The organism is Longimicrobiaceae bacterium, from assembly GCA_035696245.1.
GTDB lineage: Bacteria > Gemmatimonadota > Gemmatimonadetes > Longimicrobiales > Longimicrobiaceae > DASRQW01.
In genome coordinates this window covers 1-11,000 of record DASRQW010000141.1, presented here as the reverse complement: position 1 = coordinate 11,000, position 11,000 = coordinate 1, and the positions used below count along the sequence as shown (strand labels likewise).

Annotated in this window: 12 protein-coding genes; 5 read left to right on the top strand and 7 right to left on the bottom strand. The window is 71.4% G+C overall.

Translation table 11 applies throughout. From position 1 onward, the window contains the following. Positions 1-321: 321 nt before the first annotated feature. The 4 genes from lysC to VFE05_06410 all read right to left on the bottom strand — a co-directional run bounded on the left by lysC (position 322) and on the right by VFE05_06410 (position 3,752). Positions 322-1,692, bottom strand: a complete 1,371-nt coding sequence (gene lysC / locus VFE05_06425; protein ID HET6229701.1) for a lysine-sensitive aspartokinase 3 — start codon at positions 1,690-1,692, stop codon at positions 322-324. A gap of 274 nt (positions 1,693-1,966) precedes the next feature. Then, complete coding sequence (locus tag VFE05_06420) at positions 1,967-2,404, bottom strand: OsmC family protein (protein HET6229700.1); 438 nt, start codon at positions 2,402-2,404, stop codon at positions 1,967-1,969. 96 nt (positions 2,405-2,500) lie between these two features. Beyond that, complete coding sequence (locus VFE05_06415; GenBank protein ID HET6229699.1) at positions 2,501-2,692, bottom strand: hypothetical protein; 192 nt, start codon at positions 2,690-2,692, stop codon at positions 2,501-2,503. A 79-nt stretch (positions 2,693-2,771) separates the two neighbouring features. Then, entirely contained in the window at positions 2,772-3,752 is a 981-nt protein-coding gene (locus VFE05_06410) for an inositol monophosphatase family protein (protein ID HET6229698.1), read from the bottom strand. Between the two features lie 250 nt (positions 3,753-4,002). On the opposite strand from VFE05_06410, the gene VFE05_06405 reads away from it, so the two are divergent. The 3 genes from VFE05_06405 (at position 4,003) to VFE05_06395 (ending at position 7,804) form a co-directional block, all read left to right on the top strand. Then, positions 4,003-5,586, top strand: coding sequence for a peptide MFS transporter (locus tag VFE05_06405; protein ID HET6229697.1), 1,584 nt, complete (start codon positions 4,003-4,005; stop codon positions 5,584-5,586). Between the two features lie 89 nt (positions 5,587-5,675). After that, positions 5,676-7,205, top strand: coding sequence for a peptide MFS transporter (locus VFE05_06400; GenBank protein ID HET6229696.1), 1,530 nt, complete (start codon positions 5,676-5,678; stop codon positions 7,203-7,205). A 329-nt stretch (positions 7,206-7,534) separates the two neighbouring features. Further along, complete coding sequence (locus VFE05_06395) at positions 7,535-7,804, top strand: hypothetical protein (protein ID HET6229695.1); 270 nt, start codon at positions 7,535-7,537, stop codon at positions 7,802-7,804. A gap of 180 nt (positions 7,805-7,984) precedes the next feature. On the opposite strand, the gene VFE05_06390 is transcribed toward VFE05_06395, so the two are convergent. Genes VFE05_06390 through VFE05_06380 form a run of 3 tightly spaced genes read right to left on the bottom strand, consistent with a single transcriptional unit; the run spans position 7,985 to position 9,275 of the window. Continuing rightward, positions 7,985-8,476, bottom strand: a complete 492-nt coding sequence (locus tag VFE05_06390; GenBank protein ID HET6229694.1) for a DinB family protein — start codon at positions 8,474-8,476, stop codon at positions 7,985-7,987. Further along, positions 8,473-8,940, bottom strand: coding sequence for an SRPBCC domain-containing protein (locus VFE05_06385; protein ID HET6229693.1), 468 nt, complete (start codon positions 8,938-8,940; stop codon positions 8,473-8,475). Before VFE05_06385 ends, VFE05_06390 begins: the two co-directional genes overlap by 4 nt. After that, positions 8,937-9,275, bottom strand: a complete 339-nt coding sequence (locus tag VFE05_06380; protein ID HET6229692.1) for a metalloregulator ArsR/SmtB family transcription factor — start codon at positions 9,273-9,275, stop codon at positions 8,937-8,939. Before VFE05_06380 ends, VFE05_06385 begins: the two co-directional genes overlap by 4 nt. 365 nt (positions 9,276-9,640) lie before the next feature. Here VFE05_06380 and VFE05_06375 point away from each other — a divergent pair, with 365 nt between their 5' ends. Continuing rightward, a complete protein-coding gene (locus tag VFE05_06375; protein ID HET6229691.1) occupies positions 9,641-10,009 on the top strand; it encodes a GntR family transcriptional regulator in 369 nt (122 codons plus the stop codon). Between the two features lie 14 nt (positions 10,010-10,023). Beyond that, on the top strand, positions 10,024-11,000 hold a 977-nt coding region (locus VFE05_06370; protein ID HET6229690.1), incomplete at its 3' end, for a slipin family protein.

The following is an 11,000-nucleotide window of genomic DNA, read 5'->3' as shown; positions in this document are numbered from 1 at the left end:
CATCACCGGGCGCGGCGCGGACGGCGCCAGGTCGCTCCTCCAGGCCGCCGAGCAGCAGCCGGAGCTGTTCAACGCGCTGAAGGCCGAGGTGAAGAAGGGCATCAACGCCCGCGTGGAGCGCTCCGACCCTTCCGACAGCAGCTCCAGCTTCGACTGACGCGCGCGTCCGGAACGAACGACGGCCGGCTTCCGCGAGGAGGCCGGCCGTCGTCGTTCTCGGTAGATGCGGACCTGCGTTCGGGAGATGTGCGGCCGTCCGCCGGAACGCAGCCGAAACGGACGATCGCCGTTCCGCGGCGCACTGCCGACGTGATGCCGCGGCTACGAGGCCGAGCCGAAGAACTCGCCGTGGAGCCGGGCAACGACCTCGCGGGCGCGGGATTCGTCGACCACGAAGGTGAGGTTGAGGCGGGATGCACCCTGCGAGATCATCCGCACGTTCACGTCCGGCAGCGCGCCGAAGACGCGGCCGGCCACGCCCGGCGTCGAGCGCAGCCCCTCGCCGACCACGCAGACGATGGCGTTCCCCTCCTCCACCTCCACCGTGCCCAGCCCGCGCAGCTCGGCGAAGATGGCGGACAGATCCTCGCGGTCCTCCAGCGAGAGCGAGACGCTGACCTCGGACGTGGCGACCACGTCCACCGGCGTGCGGTGGCGCTCGAAGACCTCGAAGATGGCGCGCATGAACCCGAACGCGCCCAGCATGCGCGCCGCCGTGACCTGCACCACGGTGACGCCCGCCTTGTGCGCGATGGCCTTCACCCCCTGCGGCGCCTCCTCCGCCCGCGCGCCGATGCGCGTGCCCTCCTCGGCCGGCTCGCGCGAGTTGCACACGCGCACGGGAATGCCGCGCTCCACCGCGGGCTCGATGGTGCGCGGGTGGAGCACCTTGGCGCCGAAGAACGCCAGCTCCGCCGCCTCGGCATACGACAGGCGGCCGATGCGGCGGGCTTCGGGCACCACGCGCGGGTCGGCGGTGAGGAAGCCGGTGACGTCGGTCCAGATCTGGATCTCGGCCGCGTCCACGGCGGCTCCTACCAGCGCGGCGCTGAAGTCCGAGCCGCCGCGCCCCAGCGTGGTCGTGGCCCCGCTCAACGCGGAGCCGATGAAGCCGCCCATCACCGGCACCTCGCCAGCTTCAACCGCCGGAAGCAGCTCGGCGCGGCAGGCCTCGCGAGTGGGCCCGGCGAGCGGCTCCGCGCGCCGGTGCTCGGGGGTGGTGCGGACGCAGCGGCGGGCGTCCACCTGCCTGCCGCGCAGCCCGCCCCCGCGAAGCACCGCGGCCACCAGGAGCGACGACAGCCGCTCGCCATACGCGACCACCTCGTCGTGCAGCGGCGCCCGCGTCCCCGGGTGCGCCGCGGCGATGCGCAGCAGGTCCGCCAGCTCGCCGCGCGCCGCGTCCACCGCCCGCGCCACCTCGTCCGCATCCCCACGCGGAAGCAGCCCGCGCGCGGCGGCGGCGTGGCGGTCCAGGTGCGGCGCCAGCGTCGCGACCGCTCCCGCGACGTCCTCCTCGCCCGCCAGGCGCACGGCGGCGACCAGCGCGTCCGTGAACCGGCTCATCGCGGAGACGACCACGATGGGCCGTAGCTCCGCCCGCTCCGCCACGATCTCCGCCAGCCGCCGCAGCGCGTCGGCATCTCCCACGGACGTCCCGCCGAACTTCATCACCGTCGGCCCGCCGCGCATCTCCCGCTCGCCTGCTCGATCCGCTCGCTCGACCACCCGCGACCCCCTCTTCCGTCCGCTCGTATCCACAGCGGTAAGCATCGTCCTCACCGCATCGAACCTCCGTCTCCGATCTCCCGGACGGCCGTCAATCTACCGCACCGCCGCCTATCTGCCGAACGCTCGCCACACGTCGGCGGCGCATCGACTGACGAACTGCGTCACCGGGGATCCACCGAACCCCCCGGCCGATCCCCCGCCGCACATCACCCGTACCGAGTTTGATCTCCGAGGGTCAAGCCGGCGCGGGCGTGGCGGGTTCCAGCTCCACGGTCCACTCGACGCGGGTGTCGGGGGCGATGGTGTGCGCGACGGAGCAGTAGCGGTCGAAGGAGAGCTGCACCGCGCGCTCCACGTGCTCGCGCGCCGTGTCCGCCGCCACGCGATACGTGAGATGCACGTCGGTGATGCGGCGCGGCGCCACCGCGGCGCGCGAGAAGCGCACGCTCACCGAGAGCGACGCGGGCGGGGTGCGGCGCTTGTTCAGCACCTCCACCACGTCGATGGCGGAGCACGACGCGAGCGCGACGAGGACGGAGTCCACCGGCGACGGGGCGACCTGGCGATGGCCGTCCACCACGTGCGTGGGGCCGCCGGCGGGGCCGCCGCGGTAGCGCATGTCGCCTTCCCATACGACCTCGATCGGGTACTCCGAGGGCACTCCTTCGGGCATGGAACCGTCTCCTGTCTGGCAACGTGAGCCGCCCCGCCGGGGACTCCGGCGGGGCGGCGGGTGCTGCGTGCGGCCGGCCGCGCGCCGCGGCGATCGCTACCGCCCGGGGGGCGGCGCCTGCGGGTCGCGCGGCTTGGTGCGGTTGGTGGCCGAGATGATGCCCGCTCCCAGCAGCACCACCACGCCCACCACGATCCACACGGTGGGCGCGTGCAGCAGGTACGCCGCCACCCCGAGCCCCACCACCACGACGATAAAACCAAGCAGGTACGTCTGGAAAGACGACATCGGAAATCTCCTGGCTGTCTGGACCGGGCCGGGTCGATGCCGGCCGCCACGCGCCACAATGCACGAGGGGTGCCGCGCGTCAGAGCGATGCCGCGTACGGCGCCGTCATCTCCTCCAGCCAGCCGTGGATGCGGCCGTTGCTGGCGAGCACGCGGCCGGTGGACAACGGGCCCGTGGCGTCGCCCGGCCAGCCGCCCACGCGCCCGCCGGCCTCGGTCACGAGCAGCATCCCCGCCGCCACGTCCCAAGGCGCCAGGCCCGTCTCGAAGAAGCCCTCCACGCGCCCCGCGGCCACGAACGCCAGGTCCAGTGCCGCGCTGCCCGCCCGGCGGACGTCCTGCGTGGCGGCGAGGATTTCCGCCAGCATGCGGAAGTAGGCGTCGATGCTGCCCTTGCCCGCCTTGAACGGAAAGCCGGTCGCTAGCAGCGAGCGAGCGGGCCGATCGACTTCCGTCACGCGCATGGGCCGGCCGTTCACGAAGGCGCCGCCGCCGCGCACGGCGTGGAAGGTTTCGCCCAGCGCCGGAGCGCGCACCACGCCCGCGGCGGGCCCGTCCGCATCCGCGAAGGCGATGCTCACGGCCACGAACGGGTGCCCGTGCACGAAGTTCGTGGTCCCGTCGATGGGGTCCACGATCCACCGCCTCCCGCTCTCGACCCGCCCCGCCGCACTCTCCTCCGCCACCATCGCGTCGTTCGGGAAGTCCGCGCGGATGCGGGCGAGTACGGCGCGCTCCACCGCCTCGTCCACCGCGGTGACGAGGTCGGCGCGGCCCTTCTCCCGCACCTCGTCCGCCCCGGCGCGCGCGGCGATCATCCCCGCCGCGATCTCCGCCGCAGCGAGCGCCGTCGTCAGCTCCGCCGCGAACGGCCCGGCATCGGGAGATGCGGAGCCCGCCTCTGCAGATGCGATCTTCGCGTGGAGCGCCGGAGAGCTTGCATCCGTTGACGACGGCGCGTCCGCGGATGCAGAGCGGCCTTCCGGCGCGGGCGAGCCGAACGGGCCGGACGGCGACGTGCTTCCGGCGGCGGGAGATGCGGGGCTGCGATGCGTGCTCATCTGGTGGCGAACCGGGTGCCGCGTGCAGGGAACTTGGGAAGGGGCACGGGGATACACCATCTCCGGCGCCGCGAACGTGACGCGGCGTGCCGGGCGGGGCCCCCTGGCGCCGCGTACGCGGAAACAGTAAGCTCCAGGGCCAAACACGCAAGCCGCCGCGCTCCCGCGGCCCATCTCCCGCCCGCACCGCGCCGCTCTCGTGGCGCGGCGCCGGCCCGCGCCGTTCCCGACGCTCCCTTCCGCACAGCCCATGAACCGAGATTCCATCCCGGAGTTCGCCACTCCCGAGGCGGCCACCGCCACGCACGACGAGCCGCGCGTGCCGCCCAGGGTGCCGGAAGGCAGCTTCCTGGGCCACCCCAAGGGCCTCTCCACGCTCTTCTTCACGGAGATGTGGGAGCGGTTCTCGTTCTACGGCATCCGCCCGCTGCTGGTGCTGTTCATGACGGCGGCGCTCACGCGGGGCGGCTTCGGCTACGACCGCGGCGAGGCGTCGGCCATCGTGGGCATCTACGCCGCCAGCGTGTACCTGTCGTCGCTGCCGGGCGGCTGGATCGCGGACCGGCTGCTGGGCCTGCGCCGTGCGGTGAAGCTGGGCGCCATCCTCATCGCCCTGGGCCACATCGCCATCGGCCTCTCGGCGCTGCTGTCGCGGCCGGCGTTCTTCGCGGGCCTCTTCCTCATCGTCTGCGGCACGGGCCTGCTCAAGCCGAACATCTCGGCCATGGTGGGCGACCTGTACCCCGAGGGCGGCAGCCGCCGCGACGCAGGCTTCTCCATCTTCTACATGGGCATCAACACCGGCGCCCTGATCGCCCCCCTCATCACCGGCCTGCTGGGCGAGAAGGTGGGCTGGCACTACGGCTTCGGCGCCGCCGGCCTGGGCATGATCTTCGGCGTGATCCTGTTCAGCCTGCGGGCGGACAAGACGCTGGGAACGCTGGGCCTGGAGCCCGCCCGCCACCCCGACGCGGCGGTGCAGGCACGCCAGGAGCGGACGATCAAGACCGTCCTGGCCGTGGCCCTCGCGGTGATCGTCGCAGTGGGCGTGATGGCCATGACGGGCCACCTGCGCGTGAACGCCAAGGCGGTCGCCGAGTCGATGGGCTACGTGATCACGGGGCTCGCGGTGCTGTACTTCGCGTACATCTTCCTGGCCGGCGGCCTCTCGCGCGACGAGATGAAGCGGGTGGCGGTGATCCTGGTGCTCTTCGTGTTCGCCATCATCTTCTGGGCGGCGTTCGAGCAGGCGCCCACGTCGCTGAACCTGTTCGCCAAAGACTACACCGACCGCACCATCTTCGGGTGGGAGATGCCCATCACGTGGGTGCAGGCGGTGAACTCGATCTTCGTGATCAGCCTGGCCCCGGTGTTCGCCTGGATCTGGGTGGCGCTGGGCCGCCGCGGCAAGGACCCGTCCAGCCCCACCAAGTTCTCGCTGGGCCTGCTCTTCGCCGCCATCGGCTTCGGGCTGATGATCCGTGCGGCGCACGTGGTGCTGGCGGCCAACGGCCAGGTGCGCGTCTCCATCTGGTGGCTGGTGGCGAGCTACTTCTTCCAGACGCTCGGCGAGCTCTGCCTGAGCCCCGTGGGCCTTTCGTCGATGACGAAGCTTGCGCCGGTGAAGTTCAAGGGGCAGATGATGGGCGTGTGGTTCATGGCCGCCGCGCTGGGCAACCTGATCGCCGGCCTCATCGGCGGCAACGTGGACCCGGAGAAGCTGGACCAGATGCCCGGCGTGTTCCAGTGGACCACCATCGGGCTGCTCGCCTCGGCCGCGGTCTGCGCGGCGCTCATCGTGCCCATCCGCCGGATGATGGCCGACACCCGGTAGGACCTTCCGCCCGCCGCCCCGCCCGCGCTCTCCGCGCAGGGCCGGGCGGCGGGGCCGTTTCCGCACCCACCCCTCACCCCGACAACCCCGTGGCAACCATCACCGACGCCGTCGGCATCGACGCATCGCAGCCCGAGCTGGTGGGCGACACCAGCTTCTACGGCCACCCGCGCGGCCTGCGCCTGCTGTTCGGCGTGGAGATGTGGGAGCGCGTGTCGTACTACGGCATGCGCTCCATCCTGGTGCTGTACCTGGTCAACGCGCTCAAGTGGTCGGTGGGCGACGCGGCCAACCTGTACGGCACCTACACGGCGCTGGTGTACCTCACCCCCCTCATCGGCGGCTACCTGGCGGACCGGTACATCGGCACGCGCCGGTCGCTGCTCATAGGCGGCATCATCATCGCCATGGGGCACTTCGCGCTGGCCTTCCCCGGCATCTCCATGTTCTACGCGGGCCTGGGGCTCATCATCATCGGCACGGGCTTCTTCAAGCCGAACGTGTCCACCATGGTGGGGCAGCTCTACAAGGACGGCGACAAGCGGCGCGACGCGGGGTTCACCATCTTCTACATGGGCGTGAACCTGGGCGCCTTCCTGGCGCCGTTCCTGTGCGGCACGCTGGCGCAGAAGGTGGGCTGGCACTACGGCTTCGCCGCGGCGGGCGTGGGCATGGTGATCGGCCTGGTGCTGTACATGTACGGAGTGGACAAGTACCTGCCGGGCATCGGCCTGAAGCCCACGAACGAGACGCGGGCGGCCATGGCGGCCATCAGCGGCGAGACCGAGGGCAAGCTGGTGCACGCGGTGCTGGGCGCGCTCGTGGGCGTCGCGCTCTTCTGGTTGGGCTCGAACCTCTCGTACGCGAACGGCGGGATGGCGTGGAACGGGAGCGTGCTGAGCCCGCTGGCGCTGGCGATGGGCGCCATCATCGGCGGGGCGCTGGGCTACTCGGTGCTGGGCACGCACGGCGAGGAGCGCAAGCGGGTGCTGGCGATCTTCATCCTGGTCTTCTTCGTCATCTTCTTCTGGATGGCGTTCGAGCAGGCGGGCAGCTCCATGACGCTGTTCGCGGACAAGTTCACCAACAACCGCGTGTTCGGGTTCGAGTTCCCGTCCAGCTGGTACCAGGCGGTGAACCCGCTCTTCATCATCGGCTTCGCGCCGCTCTTCGCGGCCATGTGGGTGCGGCTGGGCACGACGGGCAAGGAGCCGCCCACCGCGCTGAAGATGGTGTTCGGCCTGGCCATGGTGGGCCTGGGCTTCCTCTTCCTGGTCGCCGCTGGGCACAGCGTGGACGCGGGCAACAAGGTGAGCCCGTTCTGGCTGATCATGGCGTACCTCTTCCACACCTGGGGCGAGCTCTGCCTGAGCCCGGTGGGCTTGAGCTACGTGAGCAAGGTGGCGCCCGCCCGGCTGGCGTCGCTGCTCATGGGCGTGTGGTTCCTGGCGAACGCGGCCGCCAACAAGCTGGGCGGCACGCTGGCCGCCATGACGGAGAATATCCACTCTCAGGCGACCTTCTTCACCATCCCGGTGGCGACCTCGCTCGGCGCCGCGGTGCTGCTGCTCCTGCTCGTCCCGCTCCTGCGGCGGCTGACGGCGAGCGTGCACGCGTAGGCACCCCCTCCCCCAGCCCCTCTCCCGCAAGCGGGAGAGGGGAGCCTATTCCACGGCGGGGGAAGGGGTTAGGGCTAGTTGGCCACTACACTCCGTGGACGAACCACACCATTTCAGCGAGCGACCACGCTGCCCGCGCGCACTTCTGGTCTCCCCTCCCCCAGGCAGTTTTGGGGGAGGGGCCGGGGGAGGGGGCCTCTCCCCGCCCACAGAACAGCTTCGGTAGCCGGTAGATTGCAGGCGGATGCACGAACGGCGGGGCGCTCACGGGCGCCCCGCCGCTGTTTTCGCGCGTGGCGGCACGCACGATGCTCGGGAGATGGAAACGGATGGAATCGCCGACCGGGATGGAAGAGATGAACGACGCGGACATCGCCCGCCTCATCGAGGAGCGCGGGCTGGAGGTGACCTACCTGCGCGAGCTGCTGGCCAGCCTGGGCTTCGACCCCGCGGCGGAGTTCGGCACCGCCGCCGTGGACGCGCTGGAGGCCGCCACCTACCCCCAGCGCCGCCGCGCCGCCCTGCGCACCATCGGCATCGTCATCGAGACGGAAACCGAGACGGAGACGGTGGAAGGAGAGACTTCGCAGGAAGACTGACCCGTTAACCGCTTCTCCACCCGTCGCCAGCTTCCGCGACGCGTGTCTACCGGTCCCGCGCGATCCGAATCCAACCGACGACGATCGGCATCCACCACAAGCTGTTCCGGCCCGACCGCCGTAGGCAGCCGAGCCGGATATTCCATCGAGGGCGACGAGCCCGCGCCTGCACGTGCCGCGTCAGGCGATGGCGCCCGGCTTCCCGGCGATCCGGCGCAGGATGCCGAGCTGGCCCGCGTGGTACGCCTGGTGGAAGAGCACGGTGAAGAGCAGCGTGCCCACCGTCTCGTCCGGGTTGCCCGTGGGGCTCCGCGGTGCTTTTTCCGCCAGGCGCTCGGCGGGGAGGGCGGCGAGGGCCGCGTCCACCCTGCCGCACGTCTCGTCCCACGCGGCGGCGAGCTCCGCGAAGGCCAGCGCGTCCGCCTCGCCGGTGATGGGCGGGGCGCCGCGCTCGTACCGCTTCAGCTTCTCCGGCGACAGCACGGGCGACGCGCCCAGCAGCCCCATCGCCTGGCCGTACACGTTGAGCAGGTGACCGAGGACGAAGTTGATGCAGTTGCCCGCGGGCTCCGGCTGCACCAGGCTCTCCTCGTCCGTGATGCCTGCGATGTTGAGGTTCACGACCTGGCGCGTCGCCCCGGCCTGGTAGCGGAGGTAGTCGGCGGGGCTCATGCGGCACCCCCGGCGAACATCGCCACCAGCTTGTCCAGGCAGCTGGTCCAGCCCTCGTCATGCCCGTCACGGCTTCCCTCGGTGGCGAAGCCTTCCTGCACCAGCACCACGCGCGTGCCGCCCGCCTCGGCCAGGAACTCGACCGTCAGCATCGTCTCGGGCGTGCTGGCGGTGGCGCCGTGGCCGTTCAGCCAGGCGTGCGTGTACACCAGCTTCGCGGGGCGATCGACCACCTGGTAGACGCCGAACGCCTCGTGCGGCGTGCCGTCGGCCGCCAGCATCACCACGCGCCAGCGGCCGCCGGGGCGCAGGTCCGCCTCCCCCTCGCCCACGGTCATCCCTTCGGGCGCGGACCAGCGCTGGAGCAGCTCGGGCTGCGTCCACGCGGCGAACACGCGCTCGCGATCCGCACGGATCACGCGCTCCAGTCGCAGCGTGAGCACTTCGGTTTCCTGCACGCTCATGGCTCTTCCTCCGTCTCGAGGTAGCGGGCCAGCGCATCCAGCTGGCCCTCCCAGTACCGCCGGTAGTGCTCCATCCAGGCGGCCGCGTCGCGCAGCGGCTCGCCGTCCAGCTGGCACCGGTTCACCCGCCCGTCGGGCACCCGGTGCACCAGCCCCGCCCTCTCCAGCACGTCCAGGTGCTTGGAGACGGCAGGGCGCGACATGGCGAAGGGCTCGGCCAACTCGCCCACCGTGGCCTCTCCGCCCGCGAGCCGCGCCAGGATCGCGCGCCGCGTCGAGTCCGACAGCGCCGCGAACACCCGGTCCAGCATCTCCTCCGAAGAAATGGTAACCATATAGTTACCATTATGCGTGGACGTGTTCATCCGCGCAAGGGGCTCGCTCGATGGGCCGGGCTTACGGATTGGCTTCGGCGAGATGGCGGGGGATGAAGCGCGTGCGGGCTTGACACCGCCGCGGCGCACGCGTTAGCTACGGAGTACCGCAGATGCGGAAGATGCGAAGCCGTGCTCGCGCCCCTCCGGGTGGAACGCATCGCCCGCTGCGCATCGGCGGTGATGCGCCGATGCGCGATGGGGAGGGGCGGAGGCCGCGCATCCGCAGGCACGTGCCGGGCCCGCGCATCCGCCCACGCGAAGCCGCGCATCTCGCGCATCCCGATCCGCATCTCCCGACGCCGACTCCCCCCAGGCTCATCCGCATGTTCCACGTCGACCACTCCGACCCCACGCCGGTGGAGGCGCAGCTCGTCCGCACCGTGCGATCGGCGGTGGGAGCGGGGCTGCTCTCGCCCGGCGACGCGCTGCCCACGGTGCGGCAGCTGGCGGTGGACCTGCGCGTGGGCGGCAACACGGTGGCGCGCGCCTACGCAGAGCTGGAGCGCCAGGGCGTGGTCGAAACCCGGCCGGGCGTGGGGCTCGTAGTCCGCTCCACGCCCGTCGGCATCCGCGAAGAGGAGCTGCTGGCCGAACTGTCGGCGCTGGAAGACACCTTCCTGCGCGCCGCCAGCGACCTTGGGTTCTCGCTGGACGACGTGATCATCCACATGAACAGCCGCCGTACGCGCTGAGGAGAAGAGCCGAGATGCCCAGCACCGACATGGTCCCCCGCCAGCAGAGCCTGCCCGTGAGCGCAGGCAGCGGCGGGCGCATGAACTTCCTCTCCGCCCTGGCGCTGCTCGCGCCCGTGGGCGTCGGCCTGGCCGTGAGCGCCGCCACGAGCAGCATCGCCGGCATCGTCGTGGGGGCCGCCGCAGGCATCCTGGCGTCGATGTCGCCCAAGATCGCGCGGCAGTGGGAGCGCGCGGTGGTGCTGCGCATGGGGCGCTTCGTGGGGTTGAAGGGCCCCGGCCCGTTCTTCGTGATCCCCATGGTCGACACCATCTCGTCGTGGATCGACCAGCGCACGATCACCACGACCTTCGCCGCCGAAGAGACGCTGACTTCCGACACGGTCCCCGTGAACGTGGACGCGGTGCTGTTCTGGATGGTGCACGACGCGGAGAAGGCCGCGCTGGAGGTGCAGGACTACGCGCAGGCGGTGACGTGGGCGGCGCAGACGGGCCTGCGCGACATCATCGGCCGCACGTCGCTGGCCGACCTGCTGCGGGGGCGCGAGCGCATCGAGCAGGAGCTGAAGGCGCTGATCGACGAGCGCTCCAACCCGTGGGGCGTGACGGTGCACTCGGTGGAGATGCGCGACGTGGTGATCCCCACCTCGCTCCAGGACGCCATGTCGCGCGAGGCGCAGGCCTCGCGCGAGAAGCAGGCGCGCATCATCCTGGGCGAGGCCGAGCGGGAGATCGCGGTGCTGTTCAAGCAGGCCGCCGAGATGTACGCCGACAACCCCACCGCGCTCCAGCTGCGGGCGATGAACATCCTGTACGAGGGCCTGAAGCAGAAGGGCGCGCTGATGATGGTGCCCAGCAACATCATCGACTCGGTGAGCGGCGGCGGGAACCTGCTAGGCGCGGCGGCCATCGCCCAGCAGCACCAGGCCGCCGCCAAGCAGGAGGAGTCCGACCCTGGTGCCGCCACCGGCGAGCTTCCCCGCCTCCTCGG